The sequence below is a fragment of the Pseudomonas flexibilis genome, assembly GCF_000806415.1.
GTDB classification, from domain to species: Bacteria; Pseudomonadota; Gammaproteobacteria; order Pseudomonadales; family Pseudomonadaceae; genus Serpens; species Serpens flexibilis.
Genome location: NZ_JTAK01000002.1, coordinates 339223 through 358893, shown reverse-complemented (window position 1 = coordinate 358893; position 19671 = coordinate 339223). Strand labels below are relative to the sequence as shown.

The 19671-nt window shown below is 64.6% G+C and carries 22 protein-coding genes; 4 read left to right on the top strand and 18 right to left on the bottom strand.

Annotated elements, in window-relative coordinates; all coding sequences use genetic code 11:
• Window positions 1-8: 8 nt before the first annotated feature.
• The 7 genes from PT85_RS05460 to PT85_RS05430 form a co-directional block, all read right to left on the bottom strand.
• Window positions 9-797, bottom strand: coding sequence for a protein phosphatase CheZ (locus PT85_RS05460; RefSeq protein ID WP_027590712.1), 789 nt, complete (start codon window positions 795-797; stop codon window positions 9-11).
• A 19-nt stretch (window positions 798-816) separates the two neighbouring features.
• Entirely contained in the window at window positions 817-1191 is a 375-nt protein-coding gene (locus PT85_RS05455; RefSeq protein WP_175444346.1) for a chemotaxis response regulator CheY, read from the bottom strand.
• Window positions 1192-1283: 92 nt separating this feature from the next.
• Complete coding sequence (gene fliA, locus PT85_RS05450) at window positions 1284-2024, bottom strand: RNA polymerase sigma factor FliA (RefSeq protein WP_175444347.1); 741 nt, start codon at window positions 2022-2024, stop codon at window positions 1284-1286.
• Complete coding sequence (gene fleN / locus PT85_RS05445) at window positions 2021-2854, bottom strand: flagellar synthesis regulator FleN (protein ID WP_027590709.1); 834 nt, start codon at window positions 2852-2854, stop codon at window positions 2021-2023. The genes fliA and fleN overlap by 4 nt, the downstream gene beginning before the upstream one ends.
• A 90-nt stretch (window positions 2855-2944) precedes the next feature.
• Window positions 2945-4210, bottom strand: coding sequence for a flagellar biosynthesis protein FlhF (gene flhF / locus PT85_RS05440; RefSeq protein WP_039606137.1), 1266 nt, complete (start codon window positions 4208-4210; stop codon window positions 2945-2947).
• 16 nt (window positions 4211-4226) lie between these two features.
• Window positions 4227-6350, bottom strand: coding sequence for a flagellar biosynthesis protein FlhA (flhA, locus tag PT85_RS05435; RefSeq protein WP_027590707.1), 2124 nt, complete (start codon window positions 6348-6350; stop codon window positions 4227-4229).
• Window positions 6351-6645: 295 nt separating this feature from the next.
• Entirely contained in the window at window positions 6646-7767 is a 1122-nt protein-coding gene (locus PT85_RS05430) for a beta-ketoacyl-ACP synthase III (RefSeq protein WP_027590706.1), read from the bottom strand.
• Between the two features lie 180 nt (window positions 7768-7947).
• Between PT85_RS05430 and PT85_RS05425 the strand changes: the two genes are divergently transcribed.
• Together PT85_RS05425 and PT85_RS05420 are read left to right on the top strand one after the other, a co-directional pair.
• Entirely contained in the window at window positions 7948-9852 is a 1905-nt protein-coding gene (locus tag PT85_RS05425; RefSeq protein WP_039560461.1) for a metallophosphoesterase family protein, read from the top strand.
• A gap of 53 nt (window positions 9853-9905) precedes the next feature.
• Entirely contained in the window at window positions 9906-10436 is a 531-nt protein-coding gene (locus tag PT85_RS05420; protein ID WP_027590704.1) for a hypothetical protein, read from the top strand.
• Between the two features lie 69 nt (window positions 10437-10505).
• Here PT85_RS05420 and PT85_RS05415 read toward each other — a convergent pair whose 3' ends face one another.
• The 6 genes from PT85_RS05415 to ffh all read right to left on the bottom strand — a co-directional run bounded on the left by PT85_RS05415 (window position 10506) and on the right by ffh (window position 14539).
• Window positions 10506-10919, bottom strand: coding sequence for an acyl-CoA thioesterase (locus PT85_RS05415; protein ID WP_027590703.1), 414 nt, complete (start codon window positions 10917-10919; stop codon window positions 10506-10508).
• A 95-nt stretch (window positions 10920-11014) separates the two neighbouring features.
• Window positions 11015-11365 (bottom strand): 50S ribosomal protein L19, encoded by a 351-nt coding sequence (gene rplS / locus PT85_RS05410; protein ID WP_027590702.1) that lies wholly within the window; start codon window positions 11363-11365, stop codon window positions 11015-11017.
• Between the two features lie 43 nt (window positions 11366-11408).
• Entirely contained in the window at window positions 11409-12152 is a 744-nt protein-coding gene (gene trmD, locus PT85_RS05405) for a tRNA (guanosine(37)-N1)-methyltransferase TrmD (RefSeq protein WP_027590701.1), read from the bottom strand.
• Between the two features lie 2 nt (window positions 12153-12154).
• On the bottom strand, window positions 12155-12691 hold the full coding sequence (gene rimM, locus PT85_RS05400) for a ribosome maturation factor RimM (RefSeq protein WP_027590700.1): 537 nt from the start codon (window positions 12689-12691) through the stop codon (window positions 12155-12157).
• An 11-nt stretch (window positions 12692-12702) separates the two neighbouring features.
• A complete protein-coding gene (gene rpsP, locus PT85_RS05395) occupies window positions 12703-12954 on the bottom strand; it encodes a 30S ribosomal protein S16 (protein WP_027590699.1) in 252 nt (83 codons plus the stop codon).
• Between the two features lie 208 nt (window positions 12955-13162).
• The gene (gene ffh / locus PT85_RS05390) at window positions 13163-14539 is read right to left on the bottom strand and encodes a signal recognition particle protein (RefSeq protein ID WP_027590698.1); all 1377 of its coding nucleotides are present in this window, start codon (window positions 14537-14539) and stop codon (window positions 13163-13165) included.
• A gap of 138 nt (window positions 14540-14677) precedes the next feature.
• Between ffh and PT85_RS05385 the strand changes: the two genes are divergently transcribed.
• Window positions 14678-15481 (top strand): cytochrome C assembly family protein, encoded by an 804-nt coding sequence (locus PT85_RS05385; protein ID WP_027590697.1) that lies wholly within the window; start codon window positions 14678-14680, stop codon window positions 15479-15481.
• A gap of 3 nt (window positions 15482-15484) precedes the next feature.
• On the opposite strand, the gene PT85_RS05380 is transcribed toward PT85_RS05385, so the two are convergent.
• Genes PT85_RS05380 through PT85_RS05360 form a run of 5 tightly spaced genes read right to left on the bottom strand, consistent with a single transcriptional unit; the run spans window position 15485 to window position 18862 of the window.
• Window positions 15485-16282 (bottom strand): SGNH/GDSL hydrolase family protein, encoded by a 798-nt coding sequence (locus PT85_RS05380; RefSeq protein ID WP_052199746.1) that lies wholly within the window; start codon window positions 16280-16282, stop codon window positions 15485-15487.
• Window positions 16283-16287: 5 nt separating this feature from the next.
• A complete protein-coding gene (gene purT / locus PT85_RS05375) occupies window positions 16288-17469 on the bottom strand; it encodes a formate-dependent phosphoribosylglycinamide formyltransferase (RefSeq protein ID WP_027590696.1) in 1182 nt (393 codons plus the stop codon).
• Between the two features lie 48 nt (window positions 17470-17517).
• Window positions 17518-17709: a DUF1289 domain-containing protein gene (locus PT85_RS05370; RefSeq protein ID WP_027590695.1), complete on the bottom strand. Its 192-nt coding sequence runs from the start codon at window positions 17707-17709 to the stop codon at window positions 17518-17520.
• A complete protein-coding gene (locus PT85_RS05365; protein ID WP_027590694.1) occupies window positions 17706-18230 on the bottom strand; it encodes a gamma carbonic anhydrase family protein in 525 nt (174 codons plus the stop codon). The genes PT85_RS05370 and PT85_RS05365 overlap by 4 nt, the downstream gene beginning before the upstream one ends.
• A gap of 23 nt (window positions 18231-18253) precedes the next feature.
• Complete coding sequence (locus PT85_RS05360) at window positions 18254-18862, bottom strand: CoA pyrophosphatase (RefSeq protein WP_027590693.1); 609 nt, start codon at window positions 18860-18862, stop codon at window positions 18254-18256.
• A gap of 274 nt (window positions 18863-19136) precedes the next feature.
• Here PT85_RS05360 and PT85_RS05355 point away from each other — a divergent pair, with 274 nt between their 5' ends.
• Complete coding sequence (locus PT85_RS05355) at window positions 19137-19640, top strand: L,D-transpeptidase family protein (protein WP_027590692.1); 504 nt, start codon at window positions 19137-19139, stop codon at window positions 19638-19640.
• Window positions 19641-19671: the final 31 nt, after the last annotated feature.

Genomic DNA, 19671 nt, shown 5'->3' with positions numbered 1-19671 from the left:
CGTGCCCCTTAAAACCCTAGACTGGAAAGCAGATCGTCCACGTCGTCCTGATTGCTGACGACATCTTCCCGTTTATCGGCATGGATCTGCGGACCTTCACCCTGCGAGGGTTGTTTCTGTTGATCGAGCTCCGCCCGCAGCTGGGCATGGTCGTGCTGGATGCCCGCGAAGTTGTCCACCTGGCTGGCCATCAGCATCAGTTCGACCAGATCGCGCTCGACCTCGGTGACCAGATTGGTGACCCGCTTGATGACCTGGCCGGTGAGGTCCTGATAGTCCTGCGCCAGCATGATCTCGTTCAGCTGCGCGCCGACCTTCTCGCTTTCGCGTTCGCTGCGGACAAAGAACTGCTCGACCCGCTTGACCAGCTGGCGAAAGCCTTCGGCATCCATCTCGCGACGCATGAAGCGCTGCCAATCGGTACGCAACTCGCGGGCGTCGTCGTTCAGCCGACTGATCACCGGCGCGGTGGCCTCGACCAGGTCCATGGTGCGATTGGCCGCGCGCTCGGTCATCGACACAACGTAGTTCAGGCGCTCGGTGGCATCGGCGATCTCCGACATCTCCCGCGACTCGGGGAAATTCGGGTCGATATGGAAGCTGACGATCGCGGTGTGCAACTTGCGCGTCAGCCGCCCCACGGCCTGGTACAGGCCACGGTCACGCACCTTGTTCAGCTCGTTGATGATCTGCACGGCATCGCCGAAGTCGCGTTGCTCAAGGCTGCGAATCAGCTCCCGTGCATTGTCCATCAGGCTCGCTTCGAGCTCGCCCCTTGGATCTGTGTGCTGCTCCATCATGCCCCCAAGGCGCTGTTCAGCCGCTGACGCGTTCGAAGATCTTCTCGATCTTGTCCTTCAGTCCCTGGGCGGTGAACGGCTTGACCACATAGCCGTTCACACCGGCCTGGGCTGCCTCGATGATCTGGTCGCGCTTGGCTTCAGCGGTCACCATCAGCACCGGCAGGTGCTTCAGGCGCTCATCGGCACGCACCGCGCGCAGCAGGTCGATGCCATTCATGCCCGGCATGTTCCAGTCAGTCACCAGGAAGTCGAAGTTGCCGCTCTGCAGCATCGGCAGGGCGGTGAGGCCGTCGTCAGCTTCGGTGGTGTTGGTGAAGCCCAGGTCACGGAGCAGGTTCTTGATGATCCGCCTCATCGTCGAGAAATCGTCCACGATGAGAATCTTCATGTTTTTGTCCAACGGTCGACCTCCATACAGTCCAAAAACGCAGCCGGGTCATCCCGACTGCGTCCCCTTCTTCAGAAAACCGGCAAGCCCTGTCAGCGAGCCCGCCATTCGCCCAGCCGGGCCCGCAAACGGGCGGCGCACTGGCTGTGCAACTGGCTGACGCGGGATTCGCTGACCCCCAGTACCTCACCGATTTCCTTGAGATTCAGTTCTTCGTCGTAATACAGCGACAGCACCAGGCGCTCGCGCTCCGGAAGGTTGGCGATCGCTTCGCTCAGCGCATTCTGGAAGCGCTGGTCCTCGTGCTCGCGCGAAGGGCTCGGGTGGGAGTGCTCGATATCTTCCAGCGCACCGCCGCCCTCGCCCTCCTGCAACAGGTCATCGAAACTGAACAGGCGACTCCCCAGGGTGTCGTTGAGGATCGCGTAATACTCTTCGAGACTTAACTGGAGTTCGGCAGCAACCTCGTGATCTTTAGCGTCGCGGCCGGTTCTGGCCTCCACCACGCGGATGGCGTCGCTGACCATGCGGCTGTTGCGATGCACCGAACGCGGCGCCCAGTCACCCTTGCGCACCTCGTCGAGCATGGCGCCACGGATGCGGATGCCGGCATACGTCTCGAAACTGGCACCCTTGCCCGAATCGTATTTCTTCGCCGCCTCCAGCAGACCGATCATGCCGGCCTGCATCAGATCCTCGACCTGCACGCTGGCCGGCAGGCGGCCGAGCAGGTGGTAGGCGATCCGCTTGACCAGCGGCGCGTAGCGCTCGATCAGCTGGTACTGGGAGTCACGGGACTGGGCATGGCTGTACATGTGAACGGGTGAGCTCATGCGGAAGAACCTGTTGTGGGCCTGTTCACCAGACGCTCGACGAAAAACTCCAGGTGGCCGCGCGGATTGGCCGGCAACGGCCAGCTGTCCACCTTCTGGGCGACCGCGCGGTAGGCCTGCGCACACTTGGAACGCGGGTAGGCCTCGTACACGGCGCGCTGTTTCTGCACGGATTTGCGCACCAGCTCGTCGGCGGGAATCGCCCCCACGTATTGCAGCGCCACGTCGAGGAAGCGCTCGGTGACCTTGGTCAGCTTGGCGTAGAGGTTGCGGCCTTCCTCGGGGGTGTGCGTCATGTTGGCCAGCACGCGGAAGCGGCTCAGGCCGTAGTCGCGGTTGAGCAGTTTCACCAGGGCATAGGCGTCGGTGATCGAGGTGGGCTCGTCGGTGACCACCAGCAATACTTCCTGGGCCGCACGCACGAAGCTGATCACGCCGTCGCCGATACCGGCGGCGGTGTCGATGATCAGTACGTCAATGCTGTCGCTGATGTCGCTGAACGCCTGGATCAGCCCGGCATGTTGCTGACTGGTCAGGCGCACCATGTTGGCCGCGCCCGAGGAGGCCGGCACGATGCGGATACCGCCGGGCCCCTGCAAGATGACGTCGCGCAGTTCGCACTCGCCCTCGATCACGTCGGCCAGGTTGCGTTTGGGCGTCAGGCCCAGCATCACGTCGACGTTGGCCAGGCCAAGGTCGGCGTCCAGCAGCATCACCCGGCGGCCGAGGTCGGCCAGGGCCAGCGCCAGGTTGACCGAGACGCTGGTCTTCCCAACACCACCCTTGCCGCCGGTCACGGCGATCACCTGTACGGGGTGCAAGCTACCCATGTTCTCTCCACTGATTCGCCAGTCTGGCCTGCTGTCCTTGTTCGCGCCGCGGCGCGAAGGGTCTGGCTAGCCAGCCGCTTCCCCTGATTCTTATCCGACGCGACGCGCCGTGGTGTTGTTGTATAGGCCGGCGAACATGTCGGCCATCAGATCCTCGCTGGGATCTTCGGACATCTGCATGCGCACGGCACGGCTCACCAGCTGGTGGCTGCGCGGCGTATGCAGATCGTCGGGAATGCGCGGCCCGTCGGCCAGGTAGGCCAGGGGCAGCTTCTCGCTGACCAGCACGCCGAGGATCTCGCCCAGGCTCAGTGCTTCGTCAAGCTTGGTGATCACGCAGCCAGCCAGGCCGCAGCGCTTGTAACTCTGATAGGTGGCACGCAACACCTGTTCCTGGCTGGTGGCCGCCAGCACCAGATAATTGCGGGCGTTCAGATCAGCGGCGGCCAGCGCGTCGAGCTGCTGGCGCAGGGCCGGATCGGCGGTCGGTAGGCCGGCGGTGTCGATCAGCACCAGACGCTTCTTCCTCAGCGGCTCCAGGGCCTCGATCAACGATTCGCCGGGCTCCACCTGGGTGACCGGCACGTTAAGTATCTTGCCAAGGGTCTTGAGCTGTTCCTGGGCGCCGATGCGGTAGCCGTCCATGCTCACCAGAGCGATATTCTTGGCGCCGTGCTTGAGCACGTAGCGCGCCGCCATCTTGGCCAGCGTGGTGGTCTTGCCCATGCCGGCCGGGCCGACCAGGGCAATCACGCCGCCCTCTTCCAGCGGCTCGCGCTCGGGCACGATCAGGCTGCGCGCCAGATGGGCAAGCACGATGCGCCAGGCGCGACGCGAGTCTGTCTCGTCACTGACCTCGTCCATCAGCTTCTTGGACACATCCACCGGCAGGCCGATGCGCTGCATGCGCCGCCAGAGGTTGGCGATCAGCGGCCGATTTTCCTGGATGTTGCCCCAGACCATGGTGCCCAGCTGCATCTCGATCAGCTCGCGCAGACCGGTCAGCTCACTGCGCACCGCATCCAGCATGCCTTCGGTGCTCTCCGGATCGCGACGCGGCCCCGGCGGGGCGACCGGCGCGACCGGTGCCGGCTGGGTCTGCTCGCTTTCGCTGCGGATGGCCATCTCCACCTGGGCGGAGGCAATCATTTCCTGGGTCTTGCGCAGCTCGGCTTCCAGCTGCAGGTTGGGCTCGCGCACCAGTTCATTGGGCAGCTGATAGTTCAGCGCCGCGACCAGCTCGACACCACCGGCCAGACGACGATTGCCGATGATCGCGGCATCGGCGCCCAGTTCGTCACGCACCAGCTTCATGGCCTGGCGCATGTCGGCGGCGAAGAAGCGTTTGACCTGCATGGTCGGAATACCTCGGTTAGTTCTGGCCTACGGTGGCGACGATGGTGACCTGCTTGTTGTCCGGCACTTCCTGGTAGGACAGCACATGCAGGCTGGGTACAGCCAGACGTGCAAAGCGGGAGAGCATGGCGCGGATCGGCCCGGCAACCAGCAGTACCACCGGCTTGCCGAGGGCTTCCTGACGCTGCGCGGTCTCCACCAGGGAGCGCTGCAGCTTCTCCGCCATGCCGGGTTCGAGGAGGAAACCTTCATCGGCGCCCTGGCCGGCCTTCTGAACGCTGCCAAGCAATATTTGTTCCAGCCGCGGGTCCAGCGTGATCACCGGAAGCTCCGGCTCTAGCCCCACAATGCCCTGCACGATGGCGCGGCTCAGCGCCACGCGGACCACTGCCACCAGCGCGCCGGGATCTTGACTCTTGCCCGGCACACTGGCGATGGCCTCGGCGATGCTGCGGATGTCCCGCACCGAGACCTGCTCTTGCAGCAGCGCCTGCAGCACCTTGAGCAAGGTGGACAGCGAGACCATGCCCGGCACCAGTTCCTCGGCCAGCTTGGGCGAGCTCTTGGCCAGCACCTGCAGCAGCTGCTGGACCTCTTCGTGACCGATCAGTTCGTGGGCGTGCTTGTAGAGCACCTGGTTGAGGTGCGTGGCGACCACGGTACTGGCGTCCACCACCGTGTAGCCCAGGGTCTGCGCCTGCTCGCGGGCCGAGCCCTCGATCCACACCGCCTCCAGGCCGAACGCCGGATCGCGGCCGGCGATGCCGTTCAGGGTGCCGAACACCTGGCCCGGATTGATGGCCATCTCGCGATCCGGGTACAGCTCGGCCTCCGCCACGCTGACACCCATCAGGGTCAGGCGGTAGGCGTTGGGCAGCAGATCGAGGTTGTCGCGGATGTGTACCGGCGGAATCAGGAAACCCAGGTCCTGGGAGAGCTTCTTGCGTACGCCCTTGATGCGCGCCAACAACTGGCCGCCCTGGTTGCGGTCGACCAGCGGGATCAGCCGGTAGCCGACCTCCAGGCCCACCAGATCGACCGGATTGACGTCTTCCCAGCCGAGTTCCTTGCTTTCCGGCTCCTGCAGGGCCGGCAACTGGTCGGCGGGCAGCGCCGGCGCCGCATCGGCCTCGGCGCGCGCCTTGCCGTTCGCCTTGCGCCAGATCAGCCAGGCAAGGCCGGCCGCCACCAGGCCCAGGCCGACAAAGGGCGTGTGCGGCATGCCCGGCACCAGGCCGATGACGATCAGCAGGCCAGCCGCCACCGCCAGTGCCTTGGGCGAGGAGAACATCTGCCGATTGACCTGCTGACCCATGTCCTCGGAGGTGGAGACGCGGGTCACCATGATGGCCGCCGCGGTGGACAGCAGCAGCGAGGGAATCTGCGCCACCAGGCCGTCGCCGATGGTCAGCAGGGAATAGATGCGCGCCGCCTCGCCCGCCGAGAGGTCGTACTGCAGGGTACCGATGGCCATGCCGCCGAGCAGGGTGACGAACATGATCAGCAGGCCGGCGACGGCGTCACCACGCACGAATTTGCTGGCGCCGTCCATGGAGCCGTAGAAATCGGCTTCCTGCGCCACCTCGGCGCGGCGCTTCTTGGCCTCGGCCTGATCGATCAGGCCGGCATTGAGGTCGGCGTCGATCGCCATCTGCTTGCCGGGCAGGGCATCCAGGGTGAAGCGCGCGCTCACTTCGGAGATGCGCCCAGCGCCCTTGGTGATCACCACGAAGTTGATGATCACCAGGATGGCGAACACCACCGCACCGACCACGTAGTTGCCACCGACCACCACATCGCCGAACGCCTGGATCACCTTGCCGGCCGCGCCTTCACCCTCCTGGCCATGCAGCAGCACCACGCGGGTGGAGGCAACGTTCAGCGACAGCCGCAGCAGCGTGGAAACCAGCAGGATGGTCGGGAACACGGCGAAGTCGAGCGGCCGCAGCGCATAGACGCTGACCAGCAGGACGACGATGGACAGGGCGATGTTGAACGTGAAGAACACGTCGAGCAGGAAAGGCGGCATCGGCAGGGTCATCATGCCCAGCAACACCAGCACCAGCAGCGGCACGCCCAGATTGCCCCGGCTCAGACTGGCCAGGTTGCCGCGCAAGTTCGTCAACCGCGTGCGATCCACCCGCTTCTCCCACTCGCTGAAACAATTTTTTGACGCGCATCACAAACGCGCAGGAGTGATAGCAAGAAGCCGTCCAACTTGCGGGGTGGCGACGGAGAAAAACCAAAAAAGTTCCGTCGGCCAGCGCTTTTCTGGCCGCCAACCGAGGCATCGCCGTTGCGTCAGGCAAAACCCATGTTCCGCCTTCGAAAGCTGGCGCCCAAAAAAGCTCGGGGCTGAAGCCCCTCCTGCCAAAGCGGTGATCCGCATGTCCGCAGGAGGGGCTTCAGCCCCGATGCTTTCCAGCAGGGATGTATCAGCGCTTGCGCAGCACCACGCTGCCAATGGAATAGCCCGCGCCGAAGGAGCTCAGCACACCCACCGAGCCGGCAGGCAGATCGTCCTGGTGCTTGTGGAAGGCGATCACCGAACCTGCCGAACTGGTGTTGGCATAGGTGTCCAGGATCACCGGCGCCTCATGGGCTTCGGCGTCGCGCCCCAGCAGTCGACGGGCAATCAGCTGGTTCATGTTCAGGTTGGCCTGGTGCAGCCAGAAGCGCTTCACCTCGGTCACCGGTACGCCGACGTCCTGCAGGTGCGCTGCGATCAGCTCCGCCACCATCGGGCAGACTTCCTTGAACACCTTGCGCCCTTCCTGGACGAACAGCTTGTCGCGCGCCCCGACGCCTTCCTCGGCGCAGCGGTTCAGGAAGCCGAAGTTGTTGCGGATGTTGTTGGAGAACTGGGTGACCAACTTGGTCCCGACGATCTCCCACTGGTGCGGCGAGGCGGCTTGGTCGGCGCGCTCGACAATCACCGCCGTGGCGGCATCGCCGAAGATGAAGTGGCTGTCGCGGTCGCGGAAGTTCAGGTGACCGGTGCAGATTTCCGGGTTGACCATCAGCACGGCCCGGGCCTGGCCGAGCTGCACGGCGTTGGCCGCGGCCTGCAGACCGAAGGTGGCGGAGGAACAGGCCACGTTCATGTCATAACCGAAACCCTGGATGCCCAGCGCGGCTTGAACCTCGATGGCAATGGCCGGATACGGACGCTGCAGGTTGGAACAGGCGACGATCACCGCGTCGATGTCGGCGGCGGTGCGACCGGCACGCGCCAGCGCCTCGCGGGCCGCAGCCACCGACATCTCGCAGAGAATGCTCCACTCGTCGTCGGAGCGCTCCGGGATGCGCGGGGTCATGCGCTGCGGATCGAGAATCCCGGCCTTGTCGGTCACGTACCGGCTCTTGATGCCCGAGGCCTTCTCGATGAAAGCGGCGCTGGACTCGCTCAGCGGCTGGACATCGCCACGCGCGATGGCGTCGGCGTTCTCGGCATTGAACTGCTGGACGTAGGCATTGAAGGCAGCCACCAGCTCATCATTGCTGATGCTCTGGGACGGGGTATACAAGCCGGTACCGCTGATCACGACGTTATGCACTGTCGGTCCTCTTGGCTGGTGTTCATGTAATAAATGTGACGATATTGTGCCCGAAAATTTCAAACCTTACCGCCAGACTTCCCTGCCCGATTCATCCCGCGCATCATGCGCAGCCGGCTATCCAAGGCGCCCTGCACCCTGTTTCCTGCAGCGCCTGCTGCACTCCGCTGTAATCGAACGATGTCCGACACCCTAGCGCCCCCTCTTCCCTCCGTCCTCGCCGGCCCCGTGCTGCGACGCTGCACGCCCGATCGCCTGCTGATCTGGCTGGTCGGCAGCCGGGAGCTGAACCTGACCCTGCACCTCGACGCCGGCGACACAGTGCGCACGCTTCCCCTGAGCGAGAGCTGCCGCCGCCTGCGCTTCGGCCAACACGCGGTGCTGCACCTGCTGGACATCGCGCTGCCCGAGCCCCTGCCGCCGGACCGCCTGATTCGCTACGACCTGACCGTCGACGGCCAGGGCATCGCCCAATGGGCGCCGCATCTGCTCTATCCCGGAGAAGAGCGTCCGAATTTCGTCCTGCGCGAGCGACTGGACAATCTCCTGCACGGCTCATGCCGCAAACCGCATTCCGCCTGCCCGGACGGCCTGCTGCAGGTCGACGCCCTGCTGGCCCGGACCACGGAACCACAAGCCCGCCCCAGCCTGCTGCTGATGAGCGGCGACCAGGTCTATGCCGATGACGTGGCCGGACCGACCCTGGCGGCCATCCATCGGCTGATCGAGCGCCTGGGCCTGTTCGGCGAATACCTGGACGGCGCGGTGGTCAGCGATACCGACCAGTTGTACCGCCACCCGGATACCTTCTACCGGCGCGAAGCGCTGCTGCCGGCCTTTCGCCGCAACGAACCGCTGCGCGAGCGGTTCTTTGGCGGTGTGGAGAAGCCCATCTTCACCAGCGCCAATGCGCACAACCACCTGATCAGCCTCGCCGAGATGCTGGCCATGTACCTGCTGGTCTGGTCACCGACTCCGTGGTCTCTGATCGACCTGCAGGCACCCGCCCTGGCGCCGGCGGACGCCACGCGTTACGAGCAGGAGCGCGGACGACTGGGTCACTTCATCGACGGCTTGCCACAGATCGCGCGCAGCCTGGCGCACCTGCCGACCCTGATGATCTTCGACGACCATGACGTCTCCGATGACTGGAACCTGTCGGCCAGCTGGGAAACCAGCGCCTATGGCCACCCCTTCTCGCGCCGCATCATCGGCAACGCCCTGCTCGGCTACCTGCTCGGGCAGGGCTGGGGCAACGACCCGGACGCCTGCGCCGAACCATTGGAAGGCGCGGCCCGCCTGCTGGCCAGTGTGGATCCCCAGGGCAAGCTGCCCGGCAAGGCCCATGATGACTACCTGACCGCGCTGTTCCATTTCAATCGCTGGGGCTATGTCGTGCCGGGCGAGCCGGCGCTGATCGTGCTCGATACCCGTACCCAGCGCTGGCGCAGCGAGCGTCACCCAAGCCGACCATCGGGCCTGATGGACTGGGAAGCCCTGAGCGACTTCCAGCAACAGTTGCTGGATCACCGTAGCGCGGTGATCGTCTCGGCCACCCCGGTGTTCGGCGTGAAGCTCATCGAGGTGATCCAGCGCATCTTCACCTGGTTCGGCCACCCACTGCTGGTGGATGCCGAGAACTGGATGGCCCACCCCGGCGCCTCGCATACCCTGCTCAACATCTTTTGCCACTCCCGCACCCCGGGCAACTACGTGATCCTTTCCGGCGATGTGCACTACTCGTTCATGTACGACGTGGCGGTGCGCCGTGCACGCGGACCACGGATCTGGCAGATCACCAGTAGCGGCATCAAGAACGAATTCCCGCGCCGCCTGCTCGACTGGTTCGACCGCCTGAACCGCTGGCTCTACGCGCCTCGCTCACCGCTCAACCTGCTCACCAAGCGGCGCCACCTGGCGATCACCCCGCGCATTCCGAGCCGCAGCCAGCGCGGCGAGCGCCTGTGGAACGGTGCGGGCATCGGGCAGGTACTGCTTGATGATCGGGGCCGCCCCCGGGAAGTGCTGCAGCTCAACGCGGACGGCAGCGAGCCGACGCGCTTCGTCGCCACGAAGCGGGACTGAACACGGCTTTGGGTTTATCCTTGCCGCCCTTTTTTCACATGCCGATAACCGCCATGAAAGATTCGCTTGCCGAGCTGATCCGCCTGATCGCTTCCGGCTGCCTCGCCGAAGAGGACGTGCTGCGCATTGCCGACGAGGCCGCGCAGGCCTATGCCGACCCCGAGGGGTTCCTGGCCGCCAACCCGGACATCAATTACGACGAGAGCTTCCCCATCCCGCTGGGCGAGTGGGTGGTGGCTGGCAGCCTGCCGGACACCGTGCTGTTCCAGGCCGACACTTATCAGGAACTGTTCCAGCAGATCCGCGATTCCTTTGGCCCAGAGGTGACGTTCGTGCTGCAGGCCAAGCAGTTGGCCAAGGCCGACGCCCTGACAGCACTCAAGCGCATCCAGGTGCAGCTCGGCGCGCTGTATCCGGAAAAGGGCGGCTACGTCCTGGTCGACTTCAGCGAGCCGCTGGATGACGAGCTGCAGGCCGTGCTGGTGTATGCCAGCGACCTGCGGCGCGTCCTGGACCTGGCTGTGGAGGTGGGCATCTACGCCGCGCCGGCCTACGAGAGCCTCAAGGCCGAACAGGAAGGCTGATCAGCCCTGTGGGAGCGAATTCATACCCGAGGCGGCGAAAGGCACGCGAATGAATTCGCTCCCACGCTATCAGGCTCTCTCGACCGGCAGCACCGGCACCGGTCGATTGTCGTCACCCACCGCCACGAAGCTGAACACGCCTGTGATGGCGTGTTCGCGCCCATCTGCGTACATGCTTTCCACGTAGATATCCACCTGCACCTTCAGGCTGGTGTTGCCCACCTTGATGATGCGCCCTACCAGCTCGACGATCGAACCGGCCGGAATCGGATGCTTGAAGTCGATGCGATCGGAGGAAACCGTCACCAGCGGCTTGCGGCAGAAGCGCGTGGCGGTGATGAACGACACCTCATCCAGCCAGGCCAGCGCCGTGCCGCCGAACAGGGTGCCGTGGTGGTTGGTGGTCGGCGGGAACACCGCCTTGCTGATGCAGGTGGTCGACAGCTCGATACGGCGCTGGATTTCTTCTTCGCGGGTGCTCATGACTGCTTGCTCTATCTTGCACGTAAGGGTGGGCATGACGCCCAAATGAAAAAAGCAGCCCGTAGGCTGCTTTTTTTTGTGAAAAGGCGGGTCGGTTAGACCAGCTTTTCCTTGATGCGCGCTGCCTTGCCGGACAGGTCGCGCAGGTAGTACAGCTTGGCCTTGCGCACGTCACCGCGACGCTTGACAGTGATGCTGTCAACGATCGGGGAGTAGGTCTGGAAGGTACGCTCGACACCCACGCCGTTGGAGATCTTGCGCACGGTGAAGGCGCTGTTCAGGCCGCGGTTACGCTTGCCGATCACCACGCCTTCGTAGGCCTGCAGGCGGGAACGGTCGCCTTCCTTCACCTTCACTTGCACGATCACGGTGTCGCCAGGGGCGAACGCCGGGATCTCTTTGTTCATCTGTTCAGCTTCGATCTGCTGAATGATCTTGTTGGTCATGCTGTGCTCCTAAGACAAACCGTCTCGGTTTGCCATCGATACGTTATCTATCGTTCCGCTGGCGTATGTACTCGTCCAGCAGCTTTTTCTCTTCTCCAGAAAGCGAGCGGCAATCCAGAAGATCGGCACGGCGTTCCCAGGTTCGCCCGAGGGCTTGCTGCAAGCGCCAGCGCCGGATGTGTTCGTGGTTGCCGCTGAGCAGCACCTCCGGAACACGTTGGTCCGCATATACCTCCGGTCGCGTGTAATGCGGGCAGTCGAGCAGGCCGTCGGTGAACGAGTCCTCCTCGGCGGAATCTGCGTGGCCCAGGGCCCCCGGCAGCAACCGCGTCACTGCATCGATCAGCACCATCGCCGGCAGCTCGCCACCGGACAGTACATAGTCGCCAATCGACCATTCCTCATCGACATGCGCCTCAATGAAGCGTTCGTCGATGCCTTCGTAGCGCCCGGCGATGAGAATCAGAGACTCTTCGTTCGCCAGCTCGCGCACGGCTGCCTGCTTGAGCGGGCGACCCTGCGGCGAGAGGTAGATCACCTTCGCCCGATCCCCGGCGGCTTCACGCGCTGCGGACAGCGCCCGTTCCAGGGGTTGAATCTTCATCACCATGCCAGGACCGCCGCCGAAGGGTCGGTCATCCACGGTCTGGTGACGATCCTCGGTGTAGGTCCGCGGATTCCAGCAATTGAGGTTCAACAACCCCTGCCGGACCGCACGACTGGTAATGCCGTACTCACTGATGGCGGCAAACATTTCCGGGAACAGCGTGATGACATCGACCCGCATGGTCAGAAGTCCGCGTCCCAGTCCACCTGCATTTCGCCGGCGGCCATGTCGATCTCGAGTACGCACTGCTCCGTGTAGGGCAACAGGCGTTCGCGATCATCCAGGCTGCCCGCACAGGGCTTGACCACCATCACATCATTCGAACCGGTTTCCAGCAGGTGGTCGATCTTGCCGAGCAGTTGCCCGTCCTGATTGATCACCTTCAGACCTTCGAGCTGGTACCAGTAGTACTCGCCGTCGGTCAGCTGTGGCAGCTGGCTGCGCGGGATGCAGATCTCGAATTCGGCGAGCAAGCGTGCCTCTTCGCGATCATCCAGCCCTTTCAGCTTGGCCACCAGGACCTTGCCATGCAGGCGGCCCGTCACCAGCTCTGCCTGCCGCACCTCACCCCCTCGCCGAAGCGTCCAGTGGCGGTAGTCCAGCAGGTTGTCGATCGGATCGGTAAAGGAATAGACCTTCACCTCACCTCGCACACCATGCACCGAAACGATCTTGCCGATGACGATCAGGTCTTCGGCCGGGGCCGGCGTCGTATTCATAGCGGTTGCGCTTAGGCGGCAGCCTGAGCAGCTTCCTTCAGCAGCTGAGCAACGCGCTCGGACGGCTGGGCACCCTGGGACAGCCAGTAGTTGGCGCGTTCCTGGTTGACGGACAGCTTGACTTCAGCGCCGGCGGCAACCGGGTTGAAGAAGCCGATGCGCTCAACGAAGCGGCCATCGCGAGGATTGCGGCTGTTGGTCACGATCAGGTGGTAGAAGGGGCGCTTCTTGGCGCCGCCACGGGCGAGACGGATGGTTACCATGTGAACTTCGTTCCTGTAGTCGGTGCTGCAAAACCAGATGCAACGCGGGCGCACGGCCCGAAAGGCCGCGTATTTTAAGGAATATCCCGGCGATTGCAAATGGCTTTTGCGGGAATGGCCGCAGCCCCGGCGAAGCGCGATACGCCTCGCCAGGGCCTGTGGCCGTTGCGGGCGCTGGCGCCCGGTCGATGATCCGCCAAGCGAATCATCAGAACTTCGGCATTCCGCCGCCGGGGAACATGCCGCCCATGCCACGCATCAGCTTGGACATGCCCCCCTTGGCGGTGAACTTCTTCATCATTTTCTGCATCTGCTTGTGCTGCTTGATCAGGCGACCAATGTCCTGCACCTGGGTGCCGGAACCCAGGGCAATGCGACGCTTGCGCGAGCCGCTGATGATGTCCGGATCCCGGCGCTCGGCCGGGGTCATGGAGTTGATGATCGCCTCCATCTGCTTGAACTGCTTCTCTGCCGCGCCCTGGGCGTTACCCATCTGCGCCAGGTTGATGCCGCCCATGGACGGCAGCTTGTCCATCAGGCCGCCCAAGCCGCCCATGTTCTTCATCTGCTGCAGCTGGTCGCGGAAATCTTCCAGGTCGAAGCCCTTGCCCTTCTTGAGCTTCTTGGTGAGCTTCTCGGCCTTCTCGCGATCCATGGTCTGCTCGGCCTGCTCGATCAGGCTGAGTACGTCACCCATGCCGAGGATGCGCGAGGCGACGCGGTCCGGGTGGAACGGCTCGAGCGCATCGCTCTTCTCGCCCATGCCGAGGAACTTGATCGGCTTGCCGGTAATGTGGCGCACGGACAGCGCGGCACCGCCACGGGCATCGCCATCCACCTTGGTGAGCACCACGCCGGTGAGCGGCAGCGCGTCACCGAAGGCCTTGGCGGTATTGGCCGCGTCCTGACCGGTCATGGCGTCGACCACGAACAGGGTTTCCACCGGCTTGATGGCGGCATGCAGCGCCTGGATCTCGGCCATCATGTCGGCATCGACGTGCAGGCGGCCGGCGGTGTCCACCAGCACCACATCGATGAACTTCAGCTTCGCCTCGCGGATCGCCGCCTCGGCGATGGCCACCGGCTTCTGACTGATATCGGAGGGGAAGAAGGTCACGCCAATATCATTGGCCAGGGTTTCCAGCTGCTTGATGGCCGCGGGGCGGTAGACGTCCGCCGACACCACCATCACCGATTTCTTCTTGCGCTCCTTGAGGAAGCGCGCCAGCTTGCCGACCGTGGTGGTCTTGCCCGCACCCTGCAGACCGGCCATCAACACCACCGCCGGCGGCGCGGCGTTGAGCGCCAGGTCCTCGTTGGCGGCCCCCATCAGCGTTTCCAGTTCGGCACGCACGATCTTCACGAAGGCCTGGCCAGGCGTCAGGCTCTTGGACACCTCGGTGCCCACCGCGCGCTCCTTGACCCGATTGACGAAATCCTTGACCACCGGCAGGGCAACATCGGCCTCCAGCAGGGCCATGCGCACCTCGCGCAGGGTGTCCTTGATGTTGTCCTCGGTCAGCTTGGCCTTGCCAGTGACGGTACGCAGGGTATGCGAGAGGCGGTCGGTAAGGTTTTCGAACATGCGCGGTCCTTCAAAGGGCGGTTGCGGCAGGCGGCGGAGTATATCAAGAGTGCTGACGGTCATCACGGCTGGCAGTCTTTCGTCGCCCGATGGTCTATGCCACACTCAGCGCCTTCGCGAATCACCCTCGAATCGACTATGCATCCTCTGCTGCCCAGCCTCGCCGCCGCCTGTCTTTACGCCGGCGCCACTGCCTACCAGGGCATGCGCCTCGGCCAGCGGAACAACCCCGCGCGCACCCTGTTGACGCTGCTGGGGGTGCTGGCCCTGATCGCCCATGTCTACACCCTGGTCAACCAGCTGTTCAGCCCGGCAGGGCTGACCCTGGACTTCTTCCGCGCCGCCAGCCTGATTTCCGCGGCGGTGATCGCCCTGATCCTGCTGGCCAGCCAGCGCATGCCGGTGCAGAACCTCCTGCTGCTGCTCTTTCCGCTTGGCTTCCTGACGGTCCTGCTGGCCGCCTTCGCCCCCAGCGGAACCGCCGCCACCATCAACGAGAATGCCGGCATCCTCAGCCACATCCTGCTGTCGATCCTGGCTTATGGACTGCTGACCATCGCCATGTTCCAGTCCCTGCTGTTGCTGCTGCAGGACCATCAACTCAAGCAGAAGCGCCTGTCCAGCCTGGCGGTACGCAGCTTTCCCCCGCTGCAGACCATGGAAAGCCTGCTGATCGGCTTCATCTGGGCCGGCTGGGTACTGCTCAGCCTGTCGCTGCTCAGTGGCTGGCTGTTCCTGGGTGACTTGTTCGCCCAGCACCTGGCCCACAAGACCCTGCTCTCGATCATCGCCTGGGTGGTGTTCGGCATCCTGCTGTGGGGCCGCCATCGCCTGGGCTGGCGCGGCCATACCGCCGTGCGCTGGACCCTGGCCGGATTCCTGCTGCTGATGCTGGCCTATTTCGGCAGCAAGCTGGTGCGGGAATTCATCCTGCACGTATAAGGGCTACAGACGCACCCGAGGGCCGGCTTGAATGCCGGCCTTTTCGTTTTCCGGGCGCGAACCCTCGGCTTGCTGGCTGTCCAGAGCCGCCAGGTACTGATCGGCCAGACCTTCCGCCCAGTGCCGATATCCCGCCGACGAGGGGTGATAACCGTCACGCGCCAGAAAGCGAGGTTCGAAAAGCAGGCGGACGGGAAGATGAAGCGCCTGCTTACGCTCGGCCACCTGGCGCGCCCAGCGGTCCAGCAGCGAAGCGCGCCAGCCAAACACATGACGCAGCAACCAGGGCAAGGCACGAAAATGCTGGATGGGCGGCACGCCCGCCAGCACCACGCGAGCCCCCTCATCCGCACAACCGTCGATCAGGCGTGCCAGACCCTCCTGCCAGCGGCGCTTGCCGCACAGGCCCATGGTGTCGTTGACGCCCAGCACCAGCAGAACGATGTCAGCCGGCTCTTCCTCCCGCACGTCGGGCAGCAGGCGCTCCAGCGCTCCAGCCAGACGAATGCCACTTTCGCCACAGGTCTTCCATCGCACCGTCCGTGCAAACCGCTCCGACAGGCAGCGGGCCAGCTGGGCGGCCAGACCGTCTTCCAACTGATCGACCCCGACGCCCACCGCCGTGGATTCCCCCAGCACCAGCAGACGCAGCGGCCTGCCGGTTCGTTCGATACCGGCAACGCCTTCCTCCGGCCCTCTCGCGACCGGCAATCGCACCGTAGTGCGCAGCGCATGCAGGGCCAGCGGCAGCATCACCGGCGAGAGCGGTACGGCGACCATCCACCAGAGCAGGCCGCGCATCGACCCTACAGCTCCACGCGGATGGTCTGGGCCGCGCGGGTCGCCTTGGCGCGCGCCAGGTCGATCGATTCGTCACGCGCCAGTGCCACGCCCATGCGCCGCTGCCCGGCAACTTCCGGCTTGCCAAACAGCCGCAGCGCGGTGTCCGGCTCTGCCAGCGCCGCGCCCAGATTGGCGAAGGCGGTCTGCCGGGAATGGCCTTCGACCAGCAGCACCGCCGAGGCCGAGGGCCCGAACTGGCGGATGACCGGAATCGGCAGGCCGAGAATGGCCCGGGCGTGCAGGGCAAACTCCGACAAATCCTGGGAAATCAGCGTCACCAGCCCGGTGTCGTGGGGACGCGGCGACACCTCGCTGAACCACACCTGGTCGCCCTTGACGAACAGCTCGACCCCGAACAGGCCGCGCCCGCCCAGCGCCTCGGTGACCCGCAGGGCGATGCGCTCCGACTCGGCGCGCGCCACTGGCGACATGACCTGCGGCTGCCAGGACTCAACATAGTCACCCTTCACCTGGCGATGGCCGACCGGCTCGCAGAACGACGTGCCAGCGGCGTGCCGCACGGTCAGCAGGGTGATCTCGTAGTCGAAATCGATGAAGCCCTCGACGATCACCCGACCCTTGCCGGCACGGCCGCCTTCCTGGGCGTAGTCCCAGGCGGCCTGCAGGTCGGCGGCGCTCTTCAGCACGCTCTGCCCCTTGCCGGACGAGCTCATGATCGGCTTGACCACGCAGGGGTAGCCCAGGGCTTCGGCGGCCGTCGCGTAGGCCTCGAACGTATCGGCAAAGTGATACGGCGAGGTGGGCAGGCCCAGCTCCTCGGCCGCCAGGCGGCGAATGCCCTCGCGGTTCATGGTCAGTTGCGCCGCCCGCGCGGTGGGGATCACCGTGTAGCCCTCGGCCTCAAGCTCGACCAGGGTGGCGGTGGCGATGGCCTCGATCTCGGGAACGATGTAATGGGGTCGCTCGCGCTCGATCACCGAACGCAGCGCAGCGCCGTCCAGCATGCTGATCACGTGGCTACGATGCGCCACCTGCATGGCCGGCGCATCCGCATAGCGATCCACCGCAATGACCTCGACCCCCAGGCGTTGCAGTTCGATCACGACTTCCTTGCCCAGCTCACCCGAACCGCACAACAGGACCCGGGTCGCCGTGGGCGAGAGGGGCGTTCCAATACGAGGCATCACGCTGTTTCCTATATATGGAGCGGGCGCCATCGGGCGCCCTTGTTGTCAATTCAACTGGCCGCTTTCGCGTGCGCGCTGCACGCAGCGCGCCAGTACCGCGCGACGCTCGGCGTTGTCCATACGCCCCCAGCGGCCGATTTCCTGGGCGGTGCGCTGGCAGCCCAGGCATACATCGCGCTCGTCCAGCGCGCAGATGTCCACGCAGGGCGAGCGTACGGGGCGTTCATCGCTCATCAGTCTTCCTCGGCCAGCAGCTCGCGGGCATAGCGCTCGGCGTTATGCACATAGTGGGCGGCACTGGCTTCCAGCATCTTCTTCTGCTGTTCGCTCAGCTCGCGCACTACCTTGCCGGGCGAGCCCATCACCAGGCAGCCATCGGGAATTTCCTTGCCTTCGGGGATCAGGGTATTGGCGCCAATCAGGCAGTGCTTGCCGATCTTCGCGCCATTGAGGATCACCGCGTTGATGCCGATCAGGCTGTAGTCGCCTACCGTGCAGCCGTGCAGCATGGCCTTGTGGCCGATGGTCACACCGCGTCCGAGGGTCAGCGGGTAGCCCATGTCGGTGTGCATCACGCTGCCATCCTGCACGTTGCTGTTCTCGCCGATATGGATCAGCTCGTTGTCGCCACGCAGCACGCAGTTGAACCAGACGCTGGCGCCCGCTTCCAGCTTCACCTTGCCCACCAGGGTGGCATTCGGCGCAATCCAGCTTTTCGGGTCCGCTTGCACGCGGTGCTCTCCCAGACGGTATTTCACGGCATTTTCTCCTTGTTGTTGTTCTAGCGGCGCAGGGTAACGAAGGAGTCCGGCGCCACTCGCATGTCGATCCCGGCGTCGTACAGCAGATTGACCAGCTCGACCACCATGATCGCGGTCAACCCCCAGATCTTGAAGTCGCCATAGCGGTAGCACGGCACGTACCAGGGCACGCCACGGTAGTCGATACGGTGGGTGGTTTCCGGCGGGTAATCGAGGAAGAACTCCAGCGGCACCTGGAACACCGCGGCGATCTCGGCGTCATTGGGCCGGTACTCGACGAAGTCGGGGACCAGCCCGACGATCGGGGTCACCTTGATGCCATGCAGCGACACCAGTGGGCTGAGGGGGCCGATCACCTCGACCAGGCCAGGCGGCAGGCCTACCTCCTCTTCCGCTTCGCGCAGCGCCGTATCGGCCAGACTCGGATCGCCCGGATCGCAGCGCCCGCCGGGAAAGGCCACCTCGCCGCCATGGGTGGACAGGTTGCTGGAACGCAGGGTGAGCACCAGCTCCGGCTCCTCGTGCCGGGTGATGGGTACCAGCACGGCCGCCTCGGGATAACGCCTGTCTTCGCGCTCCAGGGGCCGCGGCGCGTAATTGCGGATCCGCCGCAGCAGTTCGTCCTGCATGATCGTTCTCGTCCTACATTCAGGGTCGCATCATGGCATGAAGAATGTCAGCCGCCCAAGACCCCGGCCCCGCCCAACCCAGCCTGCCCCTGGCGGGTCGCCGGGCCTGCAGGTGCGACTCTGCGGCACGCCAGGGGTTCCTTGGTCGGAAGCGCCTTTCCCGACCATCGGGCGATCCCTAGAATGCGGCTTCGTTACGTGGTGGCGGCCAGCGGCTGCCTGTCTTCCTGTAATTGCCGGTGGTCCTTCGTGATCGGTCGGGGGATATTGTTCGATGCGCTGGATGCTTGCCGCCCTGTTTTTCTGCTGCGCATCGCTGGCCCACGCCAGCGCCAGCGGTTTCCTGAAGGAACCTCAGGTGGACAAGGTGCTGGTGCTCAAGTCCGAGCGCAGGCTGCACCTGATCAGTCGGGGCGAGACCCTGAAGAGTTACCGCGTATCGCTGGGCAAGCGGCCCGCCGGACACAAGCTGCGCGAAGGCGACAAGCGCACCCCGGAAGGCTTCTACTGGATCGACTGGCGCAAGACCAGCGACAAATTCAACCTCTCCATGCACATCTCCTACCCCAACATCCGCGACCTGGCCCGCGCGCGCCGTGAGGGCGTCGAGCCCGGCGGCATGATCATGCTGCACGGCACACCCGTCGACGAGCACTATCCCGAGTGGTACTTCCACAGCCTGGACTGGACGGACGGCTGCATCGCCCTGAGCAACGCCGACATGCAGGAAGTCTGGGAGCTGGTGGACGACGGCACGCTGATCGAGATTCGGCCGTAGCGAAGAAAATTCCTGTGGGAGCAGGCTTGTC